Here is a 21964-nt window from a genome sequence, read left to right as displayed (position 1 = left end):
AGCCTCCAAGCCGTGTCTGATCGTCGTACCCCCTTGCAGTGCGCGTGCAGACGCGCGCTCGATAATCGGACCATCCGCCAATGGGTCGGAGTATGGAATACCGAGCTCGATCACATTAGCTCCAGCCTTCTCCATGCCGAGAAGCAGCTGAACCGTTACATCCAGCGTTGGATCACCTACTGTTATGAACGGAATCAGGGCGGTTTCACCAGCTTTTCTTAATTGTTCGAATGCTGCATCTAATCTATTCGTTATGACGGTACTCATGACTATTTACCTCCTAATGCTTGGATGATCGTACCTACGTCCTTGTCCCCACGTCCAGACAAGTTGACCACCATAATCGTGTCAGAGCTCAACTGGGGGGCTAACTTCACTGCTTGAGCGAGCGCGTGTGAAGACTCTAGTGCGGGAAGTATTCCTTCCGTACGACACAGCAGTTGCAAGGCATCCATGGCTTCGGTATCTGTAATTGGCACATATTCCGCACGCTCCGACTGTTTGAGATGAGCATGCTCTGGACCTACTCCTGGATAGTCAAGGCCAGCCGATATGGAATGAGCCTCCTGAACTTGACCGTATTCATCCTGCAGCAGATAACTTAACGATCCTTGAAATACACCTGGACGCCCCAGTGTCATCGTTGCTGCATGTTCATCTGTATCCACTCCTCTGCCTGCCGCTTCTACACCGATAAGGCGAACAGAGGAATCTTCGATAAACGGATAGAATAGCCCCATCGCGTTGCTGCCGCCGCCAACTGCTGCGATACAAACGTCAGGCAATCGTCCTTCCGCTTCTATCATCTGACGTTTCGTCTCGTCACCGATAATTCTCTGGAAGTCCCTAACAATCATTGGATAAGGATGAGGACCGACTACCGAACCTAGAATATAAAACGTATCCTGCACATTACTTACCCAGTAGCGCAGGGTTTCATTGCCTGCATCCTTCAAGGTACGAGAACCTGACATAACGGGCACGACCTCCGCCCCAAGCAGTCGCATACGGAACACGTTCAACTCTTGGCGCTTCATATCCTCTTCGCCCATGAACACTTTACACTCCATACCGAATAATGCAGCGACGGTTGCCGTCGCAACGCCATGCTGACCAGCACCTGTTTCCGCAATTACTTTACGCTTGCCCATCCGTTTCGCTAATAGAGCTTGACCGATTGTATTATTAATCTTATGAGCGCCAGTATGGTTAAGGTCTTCCCGCTTCAAGTAGATCTTTGCACCGCCCAGCTCTTGTGAGAGCCGTTCTGCATGGTACAGCGCAGTAGGGCGGCCTGAATACGTATGGAGCAAATGAATCAGCTCACGCTGAAAATCAGGATCTGCTATATTTTTACGATATGCTTCCTCCAACTCGAAGAGAGCATTCATTAATGTTTCAGGAACATAGCGACCGCCAAATGAGCCGTATCTCCCCCGTTCATCCGGGTATGTGTAGGTTGGTATATGTGTTTGCTGTTCCATTAGGACTTCACCCTTTCGATAAATGATTGGACCTTAATTAGATCCTTAACTCCGTTCGTTTCTACGCCGCTTGAGACATCTACTCCTTGAAGATCGTAACTAGCCTTTAACTTTGCAATGTTATCCGTATGAAGTCCGCCCGCCGCATATAGCGGAATCGAGTAACGCTTCGTATAAGCGAGATAGGCAGGGATCACATCCCATTGAAATGAATGCCCGGAGCCTCCGCCATGTACAGGATCATGCGTATCTAAAAGAAGCACATCGATATTATCTATAATGGAAGACAGCCGTTCGAATTGATGTTGAATGAGCTGTTCCCTTTCATCATGCGCATCAGCTGTATTGGCTGGGATCGGCATCGTTAGCCATATCTTTATTGACCATCGGTCTTTAATCCACTGAGCAATGGACAGGTCTTCACAAACAAGAAATTGGACTGCATCAAGCGGAACATTTGCTAATACCCTCTCCATTTCACTTCGATCGGCTCGAGCATACACTCCAACCATCTCCGGCGCGTTGCTGATCTCGCATCGGATTGCATCTATGATTGACGCAGCTTGCGGCGGTGTCACCTGTCTGCGGCTAGGCGCAAATACGAATCCGATATGATCAGGCTTCAGTCTTGCGACTTGCACCCCCGTAGCAGCGTCTTGAATGCCGCAAATCTTGACGTTCAATACGATTCTCTCCTTCGATATAGAAATAACATCTTATGAAAATGAAGCTCGATTACATTATGGAGTTTGAGTAATCAGCTCCAGCCCGCTCATTAATGCATACACGGCATCACCAATCCGATCTTGTCGCATAAAATGTTCACCCACAAGCACTCCATGCACGCCATGCTGATGCAAATTGACAAGATGTTCTGGCTGATGGATGCCGCTCTCGCTTACGAGCACCGCACCCTTCGGTACAGCCGATAGAAGCCGTGCCGTTTGCTCGATATCCGTCTCAAACGTATGAAGATTCCGATTGTTGATACCGATTAGCTCAATACCATCAAGGCGTTTAACCCGATCGAGCTCTACCAGATCATGAACCTCGACTAACGACTCTAAGCCCAACTGCTTGGCGAATGTGAACAGCTCAGCAAGCTCTGCATCATCCAGAACCGCTGCAATTAACAACACCGCATCCGCGCCTATTAAGCGCGCCTCAGCCAGTTGCTCCTTGCTGATGATAAACTCTTTTCGCAGGAGCGGCAGATCTACCGCCGCTCGAACCTTGCGAAATATATCAATGCCGCCTTGAAAATACTGCACGTCCGTTAACACGGACAGTGCGTCCGCTCCAGCGGCGGCATATTCCTTCGCGATCTGATCAGGGTGGAACTGTTCGCGAATCAGGCCTTTGGAAGGCGAAGCCTTCTTAACTTCAGCGATCAAGCCTACAGCCCGATGCCGTCCGCTAGTCAGCGCTTGCTTCAATGAACGGCAGGGCGGAAGCTGCGCTATCTGCCGCAGCGCTTCATCCAGGTTCATCTCCTGCTGAAGCGCCTGTACTTCTTCTCGCTTCGTAGCGATTATCCGATCAAGAAACATGGCTTAATCCTCCTGTCGTTTCAATCCATTCATCCAGCTTATGGCCAGCGCGACCACTGTCGATTGCTTCAGCCGCTATGCTGACTCCTTCTGCGATCGAATCTGCTTGCCCGGATACGTAGACGCATGCGCCAGCATTCGCCAGCACAATATCACGATGCCCGCCGCGCTCGCCTCTCAAGATGCGGCGGATCAGGTTCGCATTCGTAACCGCATCTCCGCCCAGCACCTCTGTCAGCGGCCGTGTCGTCAGCCCTAGCTGTTCCGGCGTGATGTCATAGGTTTGAATCTCGCCATGGCGAAGCTCACTCACACGAGTCGGAGCGGATAAGCTGATCTCATCCAGCCCATCTTCGCTAGCCACGACCATAGCCCGCTTCAGGCCTAGCTCGCGAAGCACCGCAGCAACGGTCTCGGTGCGATTGCGATCGTAGATGCCGAGCAGCTGTCGGTCGGCGCCTGCGGGGTTGGTGAGCGGCCCAAGCATATTGAATACGGTGCGTACGCCTAATTCTTTTCGCGGGCCAGCCGCATGCTTCATGGCTGGATGGTATAATTGAGCGAACATGAAGCATATGCCGGTGCGCTCCAAGCAATCTGCTGCCTGCTCGCCGCTTAATTGAATGTTGACGCCAAGCTCTTCCAGCACGTCCGCGCTGCCTGCTTTGCCAGAAGCAGAACGGTTGCCGTGCTTCGCAACCCGCACGCCGGAAGAGGCTGCTATGATAGCGGATGCGGTCGAGATGTTGAACTTGTGGATACCCGATCCACCCGTACCGCACGTATCCAGCAGTCGATCACGAGATGTGACCAAGTGATTCGCTAGATTGCGCATCGCATCGGCGAAGCCCGCAATCTCGTCGACGGATTCGACCTTTAGCCGCAGCCCAGCCAACAGGGCGCCAATCTGTGCAGAAGTTGCTCTGCCGCCCATAATATCCTCCATGGCGAGTCTTGCTTGTTCACGAGTCAAATCTTTACCAACGAGCACCGTATTCAAAGCTTCTCTGATTCTCATATCCTCACTCATCGAGCCGTCACCTCTCTTCCCGAACTGCCATCTTGTACTTGAAGATCATAGTCCATATTAGCGTGAACAGGCTTACCCGCAGCGCGCATAGAAGAGGATCTCTTCAATTGAGCGCCATACTCTTTGCCAAAGATTCGCTCTGCCATCACGATAGATAACAACAAAGCCTTAGCCTTGTTCACCGTTTCCTCGTACTCCTTCTCAGGTACGGAATCCCATACGATACCTGCTCCAGATTGTACATAGGCTTTACCATGCTTGAATATAATCGTTCGAATCGTAATGCACGTATCCAGATTGCCGTTGAAGCCAAGATATCCGATCGCTCCAGCATATGCGCCTCTTGCTTCTCGTTCGAGCTCAGCGATGATTTCCATCGCGCGAATCTTTGGAGCTCCAGACACGGTACCGGCAGGTAGACATGAGAGGAACGCGTCAAAGAAATTTTTATCTTCACGAAGCTTACCCGATACGTTCGATACGATGTGCATCACATGCGAGTATCGCTCGACATTCATGTAGGAATCACACTGTACCGATCCGAATTCGGATACACGACCGATATCGTTGCGGCCTAGATCAACCAGCATAATATGTTCTGCCCGCTCCTTCTCATCCGCAAGAAGCTCTGCTTCTAACGCGAGATCCTGTTCAGGCGTCGCTCCTCTTGCTCTCGTTCCTGCAATCGGCCGTGTCTCTACGCGATCGCCTTTGACTCGAACGAGTGCTTCTGGAGATGAACCAACCAACGTTTCATCGTCCATCTTCAGCATGTACATGTATGGAGATGGGTTGGTAATGCGCAGCATACGGTAAACATCGATAGGCTCCGCTTCCGTCACCCGCTCGAAGCGCTGCGAGAGTACAACTTGAAAGATATCGCCCGATCGTATATATTCCTTCGCTTGCTCAACCTTGTTCATATAGGAAGCTTTTGTCTCATTGCTGATCACAACTCCAATATCGTCAACCCGTTCGGCCAAAGCCTCTGCAGATATGGGCTTCAGCGCTTGAGGCAGCGGCGCTGTGATTTTCTGCTCCAATCGAGTCAGCTTCTCGCCAGCTTCTTGGTACAGCTCGCGAAGTTCGTTGCTGCCAGCGCCTTCTGGCACGTGCAGATTGACTATGGCTTGAATCTGCTGCTTCACATGATCGAATACGACGAGTTGGTCACAGAACATGAATTGAATATCATTCATATTCAAATCGTCTTTCGCGTGGCGAGGCAGCTTCTCATACTGCTGCATCAGATCGTAGCCGAAGAAGCCGATCGCACCACCGGTTAGAGGGGGAAGACCTGGTATGGTTGGACTCTTATAGCGCTTAAGCAGCGCTTGAAGTCCTTCCAACGGCTTCGCATCCAGATGCCGTTGCCTGCCGCCCTCAGTGATGACGTTCACTCCATTTTTCCCAAGAAGCAGGAGAAATGGATCTGTACCGATAAAGGAGTATCGGGCCCATTGCACTCCGCCTTCAATACTTTCTAACAAAAAGGCATATCGTTCATCTTGCAGCCGCTGATATAATCGAATAGGTGTTTCCATATCAGCGAGAATAGTACGCGAGATTGGAATAACGTTGTAGTCATGGGAAAGCTCTAATACTTGTTCGTAGCGGGGGATCATCGCCTTCACTCCTTTTCTCCCTATCGAGGGGGATGATACAGAGTGCAACTAAAAAAGACCTCTACGCAAAGTAGAGGTCTTATCGCTAACGATGAAATGATAGGAAAGCTGGAGATGCGAAGATACAAGCATACCGTCCAGGTATGCTAGCCACATCCATATAGAAGAAAGCAGCCGCACGGTACATCCCGTGTAGCGCTAATCATATTATACTCAGCTCTGCTCTGCTAAACTCATCTCATCTAAACTAAACTCTGCTCAACTCTGCTATTGCCAATATACAATAACTGCAAACTATAGTCAACGCAAGTTTGCCGGTATGCTCTGACTTCATATAACTGAAGGTCAAAGAGCTTACTGCTTTTGCTTCTCTTAGCCTCACTTGTCCAGTAAATCCGGTCGCAGCTTCGCTGCTTCATTCAAGTACACATGCTTTATATCCGCTTGCCCTTTTTCGGTATTCACATTCAGCATAATGCGAATACACTGCGGCAGACTGCCCTTAACTGGAATTTCGACGGCACACATAATCGGCACAAGCTCCCAACCCGGAAGTGTTCTTACTGCCCGCGCAGGAAATGTCGCATCCAGATCCGTCGTCATCGTGATCCATATGCTTGAGATGCTCTCAGCATCAATCTCATTCAATTCTACGATCTTATTCAACAATTCATTCGTCGCGCTCAATATTTCATCCGCATCATTGGCTTGAACGGTAGTTGCTCCACGAATCCCTCTAAGAAACATCGTCATCCTTATTCCCCTTTCAAGCTGTTCACAATGTCGCGCACCAAGGAAACAGGGACGTCCCGTCGAATCTCAACACGACCTATTGCAGTTGGTACAACAAACACCATCGAACCTTCGCTGAATTTCTTATCATGCATCATAGCGTTCATGATCGCATCTGTATCATAATGACTCGGAATTACGGTCGGCAGACCAAACGCCTCCATCAATTGACGAGTTCGCTCCTCAAGCCCAGCATCCTCACCCAGCGCTGCCGCTAAGCGCGCTGCTCCAACCATCCCAATCGAGATCGCTTCTCCGTGAAGTAGTTCTCCGTAATTCCCCACTGCCTCCAGCGCATGCCCGATCGTATGTCCCAGATTCAGAATCGCCCGTAGATCATTCTCTCGTTCATCCCGAGATACGACCTGAGCCTTGACACTGCAACCCGTAAATAAGCCATACTGAAGCTTCTCTTCATTCAGCTTTACGAGCTCGCTTGCATGGTCATTGCACCAAGCCGCGAATGTCTCGTCCCAGATCAACCCATGCTTGACCATCTCAGCAAGTCCGGCTCGGATTTCACGCTCAGGCAGGGTCAGCAGTGTGGATGTATCATACACGACCATATCGGGCTGATGAAATGCACCGATTATATTTTTCGCAAGCGGATGGTTAACAGCTACTTTACCGCCAACACTGCTGTCATGCGCGAGGATCGTAGTTGGCATCTGCATGAAGCGAACACCGCGCATATAGGATGCCGCAACGAAGCCTGCAAGGTCCCCTACAACTCCGCCGCCTAACGCGACTACTGTCGATTTGCGGTCTAGGCCTGCTTCAAGCGCTGTAGTTATACATGCTTCCAGATGAGCTAGAGATTTCGACGTCTCCCCAGCAGGAACGGTATGTACAGCCACATGATAACCAGCACTCTCCAATGATTGTGTAACGGCTGCCAAGTGCAAGACTGCAACATTCTCATCCGTAACAACGAGAATAGGACTCTTAGTCGTGATGTTCTTGTCTACAAACAGTTGCCCAGCCTTTGTCAACAACCCGGATCCGATATAGATTGGATATGAACGCTCACCCAGATCAACTGTCAGTTCCGCAGCATTCCAACGTGAATTCATGTTCATCGTCATCACCTAGTATTTAGCGACTTGAGCCATGTAATGATCATAATTGGCTCTGATCTCTTCCATAGAGTCTCCACCGAACTTCTCGAGAAATGCTTTAGCGATCTCCCAGGCAACAACATGCTCCATTACTACACTTGCAGCAGGTACTGCGCAAGCATCAGAGCGCTCAACCTGTGCCGTGAAAGGCTCTTTCGTATCAATATCTACACTGCGAAGCGGCTTATAAAGAGTCGGAATTGGCTTCATCACGCCTCTTACGACAACTGGCATTCCATTCGTCATTCCGCCTTCAAATCCGCCAAGTCGGTTGGAAGCGCGGGTAAAGCCGTGCTTCTCATCATACAAGATCTCATCGTGAACCTGCGATCCGCGCAGGATACCAGCCTCAAAGCCAATACCAATCTCAACACCCTTAAAAGCGTTGATCGACATCACTGCCTGAGCGATACGGCCATCCAGCTTGCGATCATATTGAACATAACTGCCCAGACCAACAGGCAGGCCCTCCACGATACACTCCACAATTCCGCCGATGGAGTCTCCGTCAGCTTTGATCTGATCGATGTAAGCTTCCATCTTCTGTTCCGTTTCTTTATCAACGACACGAACGGAGGATGCTTCTGTCTGTTCGATCAGTTCTTCGACGGACAGTTGATTAGGCGGTGCTTCAATCTCTCCAATTCGAATCACTTGCCCCGCTACTTTTATGCCAAATGCCGCAAGCAATTGACGCGCTACAGCACCGATAGCTACACGAACCGTTGTCTCGCGTGCACTTGAACGTTCAAGTACGTTGCGAAGATCCTTTAAGTTGTATTTCAAACCGCCATTTAAATCTGCATGACCAGGACGCGGTCGATGAATACGGCGTTTATCTTCGTCTGATCCCTCGATTGGTTCAACGTTCATAATCTGTGTCCAATGCTTCCAGTCGTTATTCTCCACGACGATAGCAATAGGTGCACCCGTCGTTCGTCCATGGCGAACTCCGCCTACAATGGAAGCCGTATCTTTTTCGATTTGCATGCGACGGCCACGGCCGTAGCCCTTCTGACGTCGATGCAATTGGAAGTTGAGTTCTTCAAAATCAACTGTCATATTGCTTGGCATACCCTCAATGATAGCGGTCAATTGTGGTCCATGGGTCTCTCCTGCTGTCAAATAACGTAGATTCACACTTAGCTCCCCCTTTTGCTGTAATGCTGTAAACGACTAAAATCTCGAGACTCTTTTGCTCATTATAGTATAGGAGTATCCGTTTGACAAGAAAGCAAAAACACGCCCTGCCGCGCTCAAATGAGCGAGAAGAACGTGTAATAACAGCATTTCACACCTAATCACGAACGTAAGTAACTCGCTGCTAATGTATAAGTTAATGCCAGTACCACCAATCAGTTGGCTTGTGTAACGGAGTACTAGAGGTACCATCAGCTTGATCGTGAATCGAATTGCGCCGTAACGAATCGAGAGGCTCAGCATTGCCTGAATCTTGCTTGTCATGTTGATGTTGCAACGCAACCTGCTTATTACCAATTGGTGCATATTCATGATCTGCTCTATGCTGCAGTTCATCTTCCTCCAGCCATTGTTCAAGCGGATGCAGCTCCAAGCCTAATATTTGCGCGCATTCTTGCAACGATAGCTCACCGCGGTAATAGGCAGCAATCACCTTCCTCTTATCCATCTTGCTTCCTCCGTACCTTCTCTAGATTGATGCCTACCAGCCATCGAATTCTTTAAGAATAGTATCGGACAAGGAGTACTTCGTTATACGTACACGATTGATTGCACTATGTAAGCTTACGATAGAAGAAGGTCTCAACTGTCTCAAGCCCATATTGGCCTGGATTAAATATCTGTTCCGTACTGCCTACGAACAAGACTCCTCCAGGTCGCAAGGATTGAGCAAACTTGTGATATAGCATATGCTTGGCTTCTTCTGTGAAATAGATCATGACATTGCGGCAAATGATCAAGTCAAATCCGGTATCAAACCGATCGTTTAACAGATTTTGCTTCTGAAATGATATACCTGACTTAAGTCGATCATGAATACGAAATAATTCATTTTCCTGTGTAAAAAACCGAGACTGAAACGAAGAAGGAACGTCCTTTAACGCACGAGAAATGTATATTCCTTCTTTTGCTCGCGCAAGCGCGTTATCATCCAAGTCGCTCGCTAATAGCTTGGACCCTGTAAATACATTCAAGTCATCAAGTATCATCGCAAGAGTATAGGGCTCTTCCCCAGTCGAACAAGCGGCGCTCCAGCAGCGCAACCGCGAGGAATGGCTCAACAGCTCAGGCAGAACTTTAGTGCGCAATACTTCCCAGCGACTCGGATTGCGCCAGAACTCAGAAACGTTAATTGTCATTCTGTCTAGAAACTCGTAAAACAAGTGTTTATCCTCTTCCATCGCGTGATAAAATGAAGCGAACGAATCATAGCCGTTTTTAGTCCTTAGCGTATTAAGGCGTCTGCGCATTTGCGCCTCTTTATACTGAGCCAGATCGATACCGCTTTTTCGCTTGACTCTGTCTATGAACTGAATATAATCACGAGTTTCCTCTTCTGTATAACTGATTGCCTGGGAATTCAGATCTCCCATATCCATTAAAGCGGCGGTCGGTTTCTGGCCTTGGCGCGGTAGTCTATTGTTCCAAATCGTTGTTCTGCTGTCCATGTCCTGCTCACCTCATCGCATATATCCCTAGTATAGTCTATCCTATAGAAAAACACGGTCGAATGATAGCATTCGCCGTGTTCATTTCATATCTCTTATCATATAGCTCTTATATGATTCAAGGATTCATGGCTGTAACTCCTAGAGCCAAGGTTCAATTGTACGATTGAACGAAACAATCTCTTGATCTCCAAACACGTTAGAGATCTCACGAGCAGCGCTTTCAGGAGAATCGGAACCGTGAACGAGATTGAAGTTCGTATGTAGAGCATAATCGCCGCGAATAGTACCTGGTTGAGCGTCCGCGACCTTAGTCTTGCCGATGACCATACGGGACAAAGCAATAGCTTCATCGCCTTCCCATACCATCGCAAATACAGGCCCAGATGTAATAAAGTCAACCAGTTCGCCGAAGAAAGGCTTTTCCTTATGCTCGGCATAATGAAACTCTGCTTGATTACGGGAAAGAACTACAAATTTGCCTGCTGACAATTTGAGCCCTTTGCGCTCGAAACGGCTTACAATTTCACCAATAAGTCCGCGTTGGACACCGTCCGGTTTTACCATGATGAATGTACGTTCCATACGTTCACTCCTTGAACCTATAAAAGTTTAGTAACATACATATTGTACCAAATTTTTCATGGTAAAACATCGGTTTGTCGTAAAATATTTATTTTTAATGCGAACGCTTCACGATAAAATGGGCAATGTCCTGCAAACTCTTACGCGCGCGAATATCCGGCAGATGCGTGAGCGCATCAATTGACTTCTCCAGATAGCGGTTAGCCAGCTGTTCAGCCTCCTGTATTCCTCGACTGTTGCGAATAAGCTGCAGCGCCTCCGACACATCTGTTTCACCGTTATGAGCGCGAATATGCTCAATATGTTGAAGCAGCGGTTCACGTATGGTCGGATCCTGCAGAGCATACAGTACAGGCAGTGTGATGTTGCCCTGCTTGATATCATTGCCTGGAGGTTTGCCAAGCTGTGCTTCTGTTCCCGTCAGATCAAGCACATCATCTCGAATCTGGAACGTCATTCCCACATTGTATCCGTAGCGGTATAACCAATTGCTCGTCTTGTGATCAGCGCCCGCCGCAAGTGCGCCTAATTGGCAGCTCACCGCGATAAGCAGAGCCGTCTTGCGACGAATTCGCAGCAAATATTGCCTCACACTTTGCTCCGTGTTAAAGAAATCCCGAATCTGCTCCATTTCACCGATACACATTTCCACCATTGCTTTGGATAGTATCCGATGGATATGTGGGTTCTCAAGCTCCGTTACCAAAGTAAGTGCTTTTCCGTATATATAGTCTCCGGTGTACATAGCAACCAGATTATCCCACTTCGACTTTACCGTAAGGTTGCCTCGCCGTGTATCTGCATCGTCAATAACATCGTCATGAACCAGCGAAGCCATATGGATGAGCTCCAGCGGTACGGCAACGCGCTTCAGTTGGTCCAGATCATATGTACCAAACTTGCCGGCCATCAATACAAATACTGGTCGGATTCGTTTGCCTCCAGATTTCAATAGATGTAAGGACGTCTCATTTAACAGCTCGTGATCGGATACAATCGTACGCTCCAATTCACGTTCGATAAAAGAGACGTCCTGTTTCATTGTCGCATAAATGTCCCACAGTTTCATGCCTTCACCTAACCAACAGTATTTTCCGACCAAATGTCTAACCGAACTTCATGATCGATTAAACCTAATTCATAAGCATATTCGAAGTAAAGCTGCAGGCCTTGCTGCTGCTCAGGTCCGAAATCATAATTCAAATTGTTGAAGTAATGTCGCCAATAATCAGCAGTTCCGCCTAACTGATGCACGGCATCCCGCACAAGCGGTTCCGGGTTCGCATTGCTGAGCATCTTGCTTGTCCGAAATGCATCCACAATAAGTGAAATATCCTGCGAATGCTTCAAGATTGCTTCCTTACGAACTGCCCAAACGGCAAATGTCATCCATCGGCCAGTCCAATCATACCACATTTCACCTAGATCATACACTTCGTACTTCGGATCCTGTTCGTTCGCCCAGTAGGCACGAATCGCATGATCCCCTATTAACAAGGCCCCATCAGCAACTGCCATCATCGCTTCCAGGTCTGGTTCCATCGGCAAGTATGTCGGCGATTTCCGATATTGCTTGGCTGCGATAATCTTAAGAAGATTAATGGTCGTCGCTGAGGTCGTGGTCAGCGCAATGCTGCCATCCATCACTTCATGCAGCGGTTTCTTCACAAACAGCATGAGAGAGTTCACCCTGCCAAGCGCGCTTACAGACAAATCAGGAAACAGAACATAATCATCGCTTGATACTCCGTAGGCGAACGCTGAAATTGGCCCCATGTCTATCTTACCTTCTCGCATCGCTTGATTGAGCGTAGATGGCACCGCCGGGATCATCTCTATCTTAGCTTTCGTTCCCTCTGGATCAAAATGATAAAAGATCGGCCATACATTCGCATAATCGATTCGCCCAATTCGGATACAAGAATCATTTTTCGTTGTTTGGTATGTTCGCTGGTTCATTTGAACTCCCCCATCTCTTATATAGTTGATGTTCAATGTTCAAGCTGTCCAATACCTTTCCTACTAGGAAGTCAACGATATCATCCAAAGTTTTAGGCTGGTGATAAAATGCCGGCATAGCAGGAATTAGGCGAACACCTAGACGAGCCAGCTTCAGCATATTCTCCAAATGTATAGCATGAAGAGGTGTCTCGCGCGGCACGATGACAAGAGGTCTGCCCTCTTTCATCATGACATCAGCAGCACGTGCCATTAGATTATCTGATGTACCGTGAGCGATCGCAGACAGTGTCCCCATCGAACAAGGCATAATGACCATCCCGCGCACTTGATAAGATCCGCTTGCAATACTCGCCCCGATATCTTGAATTGGATGGTACTGAAGGCGTGCAGACTCTTCACCAAATGCCTGAAAGATCGCTTCTTGACGCTTCGATACATTCCATCCTAATTCTTCCTTCAGCACGCGCCATCCCGCATCCGTTATAACGAGATGAACGAAGTGCCCCGCTTGAAGCATAGATTGAACGAGGCGAACTCCGTATATAGCGCCGCTCGCCCCAGTAATTCCGATTACCCATCGTTCAGATTGTTTAAACATTAAGACACCACCAGATCAATTAACGTGAAAGCGAAGACGACTACGCTTAACACACCATTCATAGTGAAGAATGAGGTGTTGAGACGTGTCAGATCGTTAGGCTTAATAATAAGATGCTCGTAAACGAGCAAGCCTAGCGCTATCACAGTTCCGATCAGATACCACCAACTCAGATTGGTTATGAATATGAGAAGGACGAATCCCAATGCGGTGACGATATGAAAGCCGCGAGCAATCTTTAATGATCGCTCAATTCCAAACCGTACGGGTATTGACCTAAGCCCTTCTTTCTTATCAAACTCATAATCTTGACAAGCATAAACGATATCAAATCCAGTTGTCCAGAATGCTATGGTGAGGTAGAAGATGATCGCGGTCCAGCCAGCTTCATTCGTCACCGCTACCCAGCCGCCTAGCGGAGCCAGAGCAATAGTCAACCCCAATATAACGTGACACAGCCATGTAAATCGTTTCGTAAAAGAGTAGAATACGAGCATAAAAACAGCAAGCGGCAATAATATGAAGGATAATGGCTCTAACATTGCTGCTGCCCATATTAATAACCCAAACGATACTGCGGTAAACACTAGTACCTCGCCTATCTTTAACAATCCTGCAGGGATGGCACGATTCGCTGTACGAGGATTCTTAGCATCAATCGCAGCATCGATGATCCGATTCAATGCCATCGCTGCGCTTCGCGCGCCAATCATCGCTAGCAGAATCCAGCCGATCTGTGACCAAGATGGAAGCTCACCATGAATGGTCATAGATCCGAGCAGCGCTCCCATAAACGCGAATGGAAGTGCAAATAACGTATGTTCGAACTTGATCATTTCAAGAATAATCTTCGTCTTTCTCAGCATTTATCTACTACCCCTTTGTCCCGATATGCAATGCAGAGATACCGCCAGTGAGCGGATATGCTTCTACCTGTTCGAGGCCAGCATCGCAGAACATCTGTGCTAATACTTTATGATTCGGGAATGCCGCTTGAGACTCTGGGAGCCATTTGTATTGATCGTAACGCTTAGCAAATAGCTTGCCTAGCATAGGCAGCAGCTTGCGGAAATAAAAGAAATATATAGCTTTAAACGGCTGCCAAGTCGGTTGGGACAATTCCAGGCATACGACCTTGCCTCCTGGCTTAACAACTCGTCTCATCTCGCGAATAACCTGCATATAGTCTGGAACATTGCGCAAACCGAAACCAATGGTGACATAGTCGAAGGAATGATCCTCAAACGGCAACTCCATTGCATTGCCCTGTACTAATTGTATCTGGGAAGACAAGCCTTCTTTATCTACTTTCTGCTGACCATGCGCTAACATGTTGGGACTGAAGTCCAATCCAACGATACGGCCATTACCGCTTGCTTTCGCCAATTGAATGGTCCAATCGCATGTTCCGCAGCATAAATCAAGCGCAGTCTCACCAGGGCGCACATTCATCTTACGCATCGTAAATGCCCGCCAAGCCTTGTGACGACGAAAGCTCAAAATGTCGTTCATCTTATCGTACTTCGGCGCAATACTTTCAAATACGGAATGCACATATTCTTCTTTAGACTTGCCAGTCTTGGTTGATTGCATATTCACTGCTTGTCCCCCTCCTCTTTCATCACTAGTTCTGCGTATCAACTGGTTATCCCTGCATCGGAGCGCCTGTGAAAGATCGAATCCATGAGTTTGGTTGTGCACTGTGGACGACAAGTCCTAAGTCCGTAACCATATCCTGACTAAGCGACCCAAGCTGTTCCTCGAGAGCCAATTGTGCTCTATGTACCATATCCGACAGCTCCTGTACGATATGATATTTTGACAGAAGCTGTTTCCAGTCCGCTTGGTCGTATCGCTTCTTTATCAGCAACTGGCGTTCATCTTGTGTTCCATGCTGAACAATATACCAATATGGCCAGCTTCCCTCAAACGTTTGAAAGTGATTTACACGTTCATACTCCTGTTCCAGCACCTCGACATACGAGACCTGCTGCAGAAGCTCCTCCCACTGAGATGCATCCTGAGGCAGCATGCGATCGTCAAAGGAATGAAATATGCACTGCCGCAGATTCGTGCGCTCTTGCAGATAGGACTCCGCACTAAGCTTCCATTGCTTGGTCTTCATCAGCAACGTCATCTTCAGTCGATTAACTTCACACACGCCGCGGCTCAGAGCACGAATAGCGTCCACTTGACCCGCTTGAGCGAGCAAATGATAAAAACGGCTGCTAAAAAAATCTCCTGCAAGAACCTTAAGCTGTCTGGAACGCAAGTTGCGGTCGTCACCTTCACTGCCTGCCAATTCCACCATGTCATGTGTATCAAGCGCTAACTGAACGAGTGATGTCACGATCGAGATAAGCTCACTATGTTCAGAATTTGCGCGATTGCGGTTTAAAAAAGCGTACATCAAAGCTACCCGTGAATGAGCCATAGCGGGCAACTCGGTGTGCGCTTGTATCATGTCATGATCAATATATCGTTTAACCATTTGCGGGATTTGAGTACCCTTCATGTGAATGCCTCCGAATGTTGTCATCCATCTGGATGTCGTAATCTAAATTATTATATCATATGTTACATGGAATCGGACAACAATTTTGGGCCGTCATGAGAACGAGCATGACGAGCAAAGATCTGGTGCCAGAGCGGAGTATAAGTGATTCTCAGCGCGGCTTCCGTACTCTTGGAGAGGGCTTCCGTTCCTCCTTTAAGCTCATGAAGCACTTCTTGACTTACAACAGCTCGGTTGGCGTCCAGTGCAAGCAGCACGTATTTCTTCTTTACCATTTGATCTTCGATTACAATACGCAACTGCAGCCTCTCTGTATTGTCAGTCTCTCTAAAGCAGAATTGCAGCCACCGGAATACCTCTTGGTATAAGAGTGATTGGTTATGTACGGATGAAGCTACTTTGATATCGATCGACAGCTTGCCATTATCTGACCAGATTACTCTGCTCAGGCCTAAATCTCTTGGAACTGAAGCTAATTGATCTACCAACTCCGACTGGCTAAGATGAATCAATTGTTGATCGCCTTTAAAAACGGAAACATCAGATTGTTCGCTGCGACTCCGTTCTACATAGCCAGCAAGAGCTGCTAATACTGACAACATGACAACCGTAATCACTATTGACCCAAGCGTGAAACTGAGCTTCTGCAATGCAAACACCTCTTTCACTACGATGCCTTGCTTATGACATCAGTTTCGACGCCTGCAAGGATGTCCATACCTCATTCTACAATGAAAAAATGCAGGCTATGCCTGCATCATTGATCTGAATCCGTATGAATCATCCCGTGCTTGGTCATCACTGTTGCTTTGCCGCGAATCTTGATCGCCGAAGTATGATCCGTGAATTGAGCGATCAGCACTTCGTTCTTGTCAAGCTTCTCCATATGGTGAAAGCGAGTATCTTGACCGCGCGTTAATCCGATGACCTGCACGCCCTGCTCTTTCGCCTTTACAACAATATAATCGTTCTGATTCTGTTCCATAGAATAGCCTCCTTCGTGTCCTCAACACTAGTCGTCATCTGTTATGATGACGTGTTGGGCTCTTATTGTCAATCATGTCCCGCTTAGGGACTAGCGTTTATGTATACTAGCAGATTCTTGTTCACTCTAAAGCAATGAAGCCGTGACAGGTTCGTCACGGCTTGAGCATCGAGATAATATGTAAGATCAGTTGGACGTTCTTTGTCTATTATCGGTTCCTTCATATCTTAAACAATAGGTCGAGGAACTATTTAATGCCTTCTTTAAGCGCTTTGCCAGGCTTGAACGCAGGAATCTTGCTTGCAGCAATTTCGATTTCTTCACCTGTTTGCGGGTTGCGGCCCTTGCGAGCAGAACGCTCACGCACTTCAAAGTTACCAAAGCCAACGAGTTGAACTTTGTCACCATTCTGCAGCGCGTTCGAAATAGCATCGAATACAGCGTCCACTACCTTCGTTACATCCTTCTTTGACATTTCTGTAGATTCAGAAACTTCCGTTATCAGTTCAGATTTATTCATGTCTATTCACCTCCTAATATAAAGTAAGTATAATACATGTTTTGCACGTAATTAATGGAATTTATACCTGTCATCATGAGTTCCATTCGGTGATAACCCCTATAGGACAAGGAATTTTGCGATTTGGAACAAATTTATAGTAATATACTGAAATTACAAATGCAAGTGCAACGTTGCCGTTTCTCATAATCAGCATAAAGCAGAGGAGCTGCCTCTGCTTTTCTGGTCCATGATGAAACATTCCATGCTATTTAGGATGAAGAACCAGCTTCTGACGACTGCAGCGCTGCATCCAGCAGCATATCAAACAATTCATCATCATTCTCTAAGCGCTCATCCAGCTTCAAGAATTCCTCTTCACTACCCGATTGCTCCGTAAAATGCAAGCTATAGTCCCAGTCGCGTCCATTTTTACTGAAGAACGATATCTCATAATGATTGCTATAGCCCTCCAATTTAAAGACGACATTACCCGAATATTCACTGTCAGTATGCTGTGTAAGTGCAGCCCGTTCAATATGCAAACTCATTGCCTATCCCTCTCTTTATTGATTTAAACTATTGCTGTTACTTCTCATTTCTCATCATACCCTAAATTGCGTATTTGTACATTAACATTTAGATTTACTAATGTATAGTAAAAAACCCAGCCGTTCGAGGACCATGTCAACATGATCTGCGATCAGATGGGTTTATAACCAGTTATACGTTTAGAGAATGATGGCGATTAACCCGCCAGAGCCTTCGTTAATGATACGGCCTAACGTTTCCTGCAGCTTATAGCGTGCATTGTCAGGCATCATCGCAATCTTGCCCTGTATACCTTCACGCACGATGGAGTGCAGCGAACGTCCGAATATGTCTGATTCCCATATCTTCGTAGGGTCGTTCTCGAAATCCTGCATCAAGTAGCGCATCAATTCTTCACTTTGCTTCTCCGTCCCGATAATCGGAGCAAACTCCGACTCTACATCGACTCGGATCATATGGATAGAAGGAGCGGTTGCTTTTAATCGCAAGCCGAAGCGTGAACCTTGACGAATCAATTCTGGTTCATCAAGCGCCATCTCCGTCAATGTTGGAGCTGCTATTCCGTATCCCGTCGTCTTCACCATTTCAAGCGCTTCCGCAAATCGATCATACTCCCGCTTCGCATGTGAGAATTCCTGCATGAGCTGAAGAAGATGATCCTTGCCGCGTATCTCGACGCCTACTACTTCCATAAGTATCTGATCATAGAGCTCATCAGGCGCATACAGATCGATCTCTGCAACACCCTGCCCCATATTCATTCCACTTAATCCGGCTCTTGCGATGAACTCGTACTCCATAAACTGCTGAACTACTCGATCCACATCGCGAAGTCGTCGAATGTCCTTTACGGTATCACGCACGGAGTTCTCGAAAGAAGAGCGGAGCCAATGTTGTTCATTCAGCACCATTACCCAGCTCGGAAGATTGACATTGACTTCGTGTACCGGGAATTCGTACAGCACCTCGCGCAGCACACCCATTACATCGTCCTCAGTCATTGTCGCAGCGCTTAATGCCATAACAGGAATATCATATTTCTGCTCGAGCTCGGAGCGCAGTGCTTGCGTTTCTTCGCTCTTTGGACGAGTAGAGTTGATAATGAGTACAAATGGCTTGCCAACTTCCTTCAATTCATTTATAACCCGTTCTTCCGAGTCCACATAAGATGAACGCGGGATTTCAGCTATCGTCCCATCTGTGGTGACAACAACCCCCAGCGTAGAATGCTCCTGAATTACTTTGCGCGTTCCAATCTCCGCCGCTTCCTGGAACGGGATAGGCTCTTCAAACCATGGCGTGTTGATCATTCGCGGGCCATTGTCATCCTCGTAGCCTTTGGCGCCTTCAACTGCATAGCCTACGCAATCTACAAGTCTTACACTGACTTCCAAGCCTTCGCCTACTTGAATTTGCACGGCATTGTTGGGTACAAACTTCGGTTCTGTTGTCATGATCGTTTTGCCTGCCGCACTTTGCGGAAGCTCATCTACTGCTCGAATGCGGTCTGATTCATTCGTAATATTAGGGAGAACGACCGTTTCCATGAACCTCTTAATGAATGTCGACTTCCCCGTACGAACAGCACCAACGACTCCGAGGTAAATATCCCCACCGGTACGCTCGGCAATGTCCTTAAAAATGTCCACTTTCTCCAAATGATATCCCCTCCTAAATAATTTCCGACGGACATGAAGACAACATCCGCCTCACGTCCCTCAGAAACGATTGGCTCCTCTGCTAGAATTGAACTCTTGCCGTTGTCGCCAGTGTCGCCGCCGAGCTAGAACGTCGAACATATGTATTGCGACGCAACTCGTACATGCTAGGACTAGTAACATCATATTGAGAGAGCGGACCAAATATGACGACAGGACAAACTTTTTTTTACAAATTTACTAGTTGCAGCAATACAGAGCCACAACGCTCCTTCACATGCACTTATCCAATGCCTTCCTGCAAAGGTATATGATCATAGTTCTCGCATTATACATCGTGAACACAAAAAAACTGACGTGCACAAAGCACGCCAGTATCGGTAATGTTATTTATTTCAGCTTAAATACGCTGATCTCATTCTGCAGCTGCTTCATCTTCTCACGCAGTTCAGTAGAAGATTGAATCAAGCTGTCTATCGTGTTCAACTGCACACTTGCTTGATTAGCCGCTTCCTCAGCATTAACTGCGCTGTTGCCTACCAATACAGCCAAATTATCGACAGATGCAGCCACTTCTTCACTGCCTGCTGACATCTGCTGAGCTACTGCGGACACTTCCTGAATCTGCTCATTCACAGCAACGACATGATGCCATAGTTCCTGGAAGCTTTCACTGGAAGCAAGGACGACCTTCGCTCCATGCTCTACTGAAGCTGTACTCTTCTCCATAGAGTGAGACAATTGATCCGTAACCTGTAGGAATGATTGCAGCGTTTCAGCGATTTGCTCTGTCGAAGCTTGTGTCTGCTCAGCAAGCTTACGTACTTCAGATGCTACAACACCGAAGCCTTTGCCATGTTCCCCTGCTCTTGCCGCCTCAATTGAAGCATTTAGCGCCAGCAGATTCGTTTGAGCTGCAATATTGGCAATAATACCGACAATCTGCTCCATCTCTGATGTTTTGGCAGATAAAGAACGAGTAAGATTAGTAGATTCTTCTACTGTTATGTTGATGTTGTCCATCTGCTCTTTCGTCTCTCGCGTCTTATCTAAGCCCATCTGTGCTGCTTCTGCTGCTTCATCACTGATTGTTGACACTTGATAGGTTGACTCCGCAATACGCTGTATTCCTATAGCAATCTCATCCATCGCTACTTTACTCTCATCTGTGCTTTGAGTAGCTGTAGTTGCTCCATCCGTCACATTCTTCATGAAGACGGATATTTGCTGTGATGAATTAGACGTTTCATCCGCAATAGCGCCTAATTGCGCTGCTGATGCTGTTACATCATCCGCCGTATTTTTCACATTCGATACGAGATCGGATATATGACTGATCATCGTATTGACTCCTGCCGATAAGCGGCCAATCTCATCATTAGTTTTGACAGGAACAGATACTGTAAGATCGCCTTCTGCAGCAAGATGAGCAGCTTTAGCAAGTCTCTTTAACGGGAGCATCATGGCATAAATAAACCAAATAATCAGTCCAACGAAAATGACGCTTACCGCAATTCCAACTAATACGTTTTCTTTCAGCATGGCATCAAGTCCATTCGAGATTAGACCACTGTTCAGATCAAGTACAAATATAGCGACTGTCTCATTCCCCGACTTAATTGGAGAATAGATAGTCATCCATTGGCCGGAATCAGTCTCATATTCTCCGCTGAATCCTAAACCTTCAGCTTTATATTGTTGATACGCTACTTCTGATCTTTCCATAGGCTCACCAATCTTGTGGCCGCTCTTCAACATGTCATCATTGGCGGCAAGTAACACATTAGACTTCTTGCCGTCTTTTTCAACCTCATGCGTTGAGAGTATGTATGTATTTCCGATAATTCCATGATGGCTCATATTGCTTAATACTTTCGTAAACCGTAGAACATTCTGATCCTTCAGGTAAGCTTCAACGCCACCTTCTTTTAATGCGTTATCCAATTCCTTGATGTTGTCTGCCTCTAGATTAATCTCGCGCTGCAATATTTCAAACGCTGTAATTAGTCTAGTTTCTTCATGTAGTTTACCTTCCTTATAAGTCCGATAGGTGTAAATCGTGTTCATCGCCAAAGTCAATATGGCGACAACAACTGTTAGTTTAACAATTATACTCGTGTTTTTCATAGAGTACAGCAGCTCCTCTCACTATTATTTATATTTTTGAGTAGTCAATATCGAACATTTCTTTATCGACATTTTAAGATGATAAATTTATATATTCATCAATTCCCAACAATCCTCTTCTTCATTTTTACGCCAAAAATCGACAAATTTCACAGTTCTGACACAGTTTTTCTGACCATCAATCTATTTATTGAAATACAGATTTTTTTGCGTACAAAATGGTTCTGATGAATATA

The 21964-nt window shown here is 47.0% G+C and carries 24 protein-coding genes; all 24 read right to left on the bottom strand.

Going from position 1 to position 21964, the window contains the following annotated elements; all coding sequences use genetic code 11:
* A partial coding sequence (locus ACXX53_RS20510; protein WP_458570552.1) for a tryptophan synthase subunit alpha occupies positions 1–267 on the bottom strand: 267 nt, incomplete at its 3' end.
* A gap of 2 nt (positions 268–269) precedes the next feature.
* Complete coding sequence (gene trpB, locus ACXX53_RS20505) at positions 270–1484, bottom strand: tryptophan synthase subunit beta (protein ID WP_458570551.1); 1215 nt, start codon at positions 1482–1484, stop codon at positions 270–272.
* Positions 1484–2167, bottom strand: a complete 684-nt coding sequence (locus ACXX53_RS20500; RefSeq protein WP_458570550.1) for a phosphoribosylanthranilate isomerase — start codon at positions 2165–2167, stop codon at positions 1484–1486. The genes trpB and ACXX53_RS20500 overlap by 1 nt, the downstream gene beginning before the upstream one ends.
* 57 nt (positions 2168–2224) lie before the next feature.
* Complete coding sequence (gene trpC / locus ACXX53_RS20495) at positions 2225–3034, bottom strand: indole-3-glycerol phosphate synthase TrpC (RefSeq protein ID WP_458570549.1); 810 nt, start codon at positions 3032–3034, stop codon at positions 2225–2227.
* The gene (gene trpD / locus ACXX53_RS20490) at positions 3024–4064 is read right to left on the bottom strand and encodes an anthranilate phosphoribosyltransferase (protein ID WP_458570548.1); all 1041 of its coding nucleotides are present in this window, start codon (positions 4062–4064) and stop codon (positions 3024–3026) included. The genes trpC and trpD overlap by 11 nt, the downstream gene beginning before the upstream one ends.
* Complete coding sequence (gene trpE, locus ACXX53_RS20485) at positions 4061–5689, bottom strand: anthranilate synthase component I (protein ID WP_458570559.1); 1629 nt, start codon at positions 5687–5689, stop codon at positions 4061–4063. The genes trpD and trpE overlap by 4 nt, the downstream gene beginning before the upstream one ends.
* 378 nt (positions 5690–6067) lie before the next feature.
* The gene (gene aroH / locus ACXX53_RS20480; RefSeq protein ID WP_458570558.1) at positions 6068–6436 is read right to left on the bottom strand and encodes a chorismate mutase; all 369 of its coding nucleotides are present in this window, start codon (positions 6434–6436) and stop codon (positions 6068–6070) included.
* Positions 6437–6444: 8 nt separating this feature from the next.
* Complete coding sequence (aroB, locus tag ACXX53_RS20475) at positions 6445–7560, bottom strand: 3-dehydroquinate synthase (RefSeq protein WP_458570547.1); 1116 nt, start codon at positions 7558–7560, stop codon at positions 6445–6447.
* A gap of 9 nt (positions 7561–7569) precedes the next feature.
* A complete protein-coding gene (aroC, locus tag ACXX53_RS20470) occupies positions 7570–8739 on the bottom strand; it encodes a chorismate synthase (RefSeq protein WP_458570546.1) in 1170 nt (389 codons plus the stop codon).
* Positions 8740–8935: 196 nt separating this feature from the next.
* Positions 8936–9247 carry a hypothetical protein gene (locus tag ACXX53_RS20465; RefSeq protein WP_458570545.1) on the bottom strand — a complete coding sequence of 104 codons (312 nt, stop codon included), beginning with the start codon at positions 9245–9247 and terminating at the stop codon, positions 8936–8938.
* Between the two features lie 106 nt (positions 9248–9353).
* Positions 9354–10178, bottom strand: a complete 825-nt coding sequence (locus tag ACXX53_RS20460; RefSeq protein WP_458570557.1) for a CheR family methyltransferase — start codon at positions 10176–10178, stop codon at positions 9354–9356.
* A gap of 210 nt (positions 10179–10388) precedes the next feature.
* Positions 10389–10832 carry a nucleoside-diphosphate kinase gene (gene ndk, locus ACXX53_RS20455; RefSeq protein WP_458570544.1) on the bottom strand — a complete coding sequence of 148 codons (444 nt, stop codon included), beginning with the start codon at positions 10830–10832 and terminating at the stop codon, positions 10389–10391.
* A gap of 94 nt (positions 10833–10926) precedes the next feature.
* Positions 10927–11901: a heptaprenyl diphosphate synthase component II gene (gene hepT, locus ACXX53_RS20450; protein ID WP_458570543.1), complete on the bottom strand. Its 975-nt coding sequence runs from the start codon at positions 11899–11901 to the stop codon at positions 10927–10929.
* 8 nt (positions 11902–11909) lie between these two features.
* Positions 11910–12791: a menaquinone biosynthetic enzyme MqnA/MqnD family protein gene (locus tag ACXX53_RS20445; RefSeq protein ID WP_458570542.1), complete on the bottom strand. Its 882-nt coding sequence runs from the start codon at positions 12789–12791 to the stop codon at positions 11910–11912.
* On the bottom strand, positions 12757–13392 hold the full coding sequence (locus tag ACXX53_RS20440; RefSeq protein WP_458570541.1) for a UbiX family flavin prenyltransferase: 636 nt from the start codon (positions 13390–13392) through the stop codon (positions 12757–12759). Before ACXX53_RS20440 ends, ACXX53_RS20445 begins: the two co-directional genes overlap by 35 nt.
* A complete protein-coding gene (locus ACXX53_RS20435; protein WP_458570540.1) occupies positions 13392–14258 on the bottom strand; it encodes a UbiA-like polyprenyltransferase in 867 nt (288 codons plus the stop codon). The genes ACXX53_RS20440 and ACXX53_RS20435 overlap by 1 nt, the downstream gene beginning before the upstream one ends.
* Positions 14259–14265: 7 nt before the next feature.
* Positions 14266–14985 carry a demethylmenaquinone methyltransferase gene (locus ACXX53_RS20430; RefSeq protein ID WP_458570556.1) on the bottom strand — a complete coding sequence of 240 codons (720 nt, stop codon included), beginning with the start codon at positions 14983–14985 and terminating at the stop codon, positions 14266–14268.
* A gap of 52 nt (positions 14986–15037) precedes the next feature.
* Positions 15038–15907 carry a heptaprenyl diphosphate synthase component 1 gene (locus tag ACXX53_RS20425; RefSeq protein WP_458570539.1) on the bottom strand — a complete coding sequence of 290 codons (870 nt, stop codon included), beginning with the start codon at positions 15905–15907 and terminating at the stop codon, positions 15038–15040.
* A 62-nt stretch (positions 15908–15969) separates the two neighbouring features.
* The gene (locus tag ACXX53_RS20420; RefSeq protein ID WP_458570538.1) at positions 15970–16557 is read right to left on the bottom strand and encodes a hypothetical protein; all 588 of its coding nucleotides are present in this window, start codon (positions 16555–16557) and stop codon (positions 15970–15972) included.
* 107 nt (positions 16558–16664) lie between these two features.
* The gene (gene mtrB, locus ACXX53_RS20415; RefSeq protein WP_458570537.1) at positions 16665–16892 is read right to left on the bottom strand and encodes a trp RNA-binding attenuation protein MtrB; all 228 of its coding nucleotides are present in this window, start codon (positions 16890–16892) and stop codon (positions 16665–16667) included.
* Positions 16893–17139: 247 nt separating this feature from the next.
* A complete protein-coding gene (locus ACXX53_RS20410; RefSeq protein WP_458570536.1) occupies positions 17140–17412 on the bottom strand; it encodes an HU family DNA-binding protein in 273 nt (90 codons plus the stop codon).
* Positions 17413–17663: 251 nt separating this feature from the next.
* Complete coding sequence (locus tag ACXX53_RS20405; protein WP_458570535.1) at positions 17664–17942, bottom strand: hypothetical protein; 279 nt, start codon at positions 17940–17942, stop codon at positions 17664–17666.
* Positions 17943–18122: 180 nt separating this feature from the next.
* Entirely contained in the window at positions 18123–19601 is a 1479-nt protein-coding gene (gene spoIVA / locus ACXX53_RS20400) for a stage IV sporulation protein A (RefSeq protein ID WP_458570534.1), read from the bottom strand.
* A gap of 390 nt (positions 19602–19991) precedes the next feature.
* Positions 19992–21728, bottom strand: coding sequence for a methyl-accepting chemotaxis protein (locus tag ACXX53_RS20395; RefSeq protein WP_458570533.1), 1737 nt, complete (start codon positions 21726–21728; stop codon positions 19992–19994).
* Positions 21729–21964: the final 236 nt, after the last annotated feature.

Source organism: Paenibacillus marinisediminis (assembly GCF_054343325.1).
Note: the sequence above shows the minus strand (reverse complement) of the source record. Positions and strands in the feature narration are given on the sequence as shown.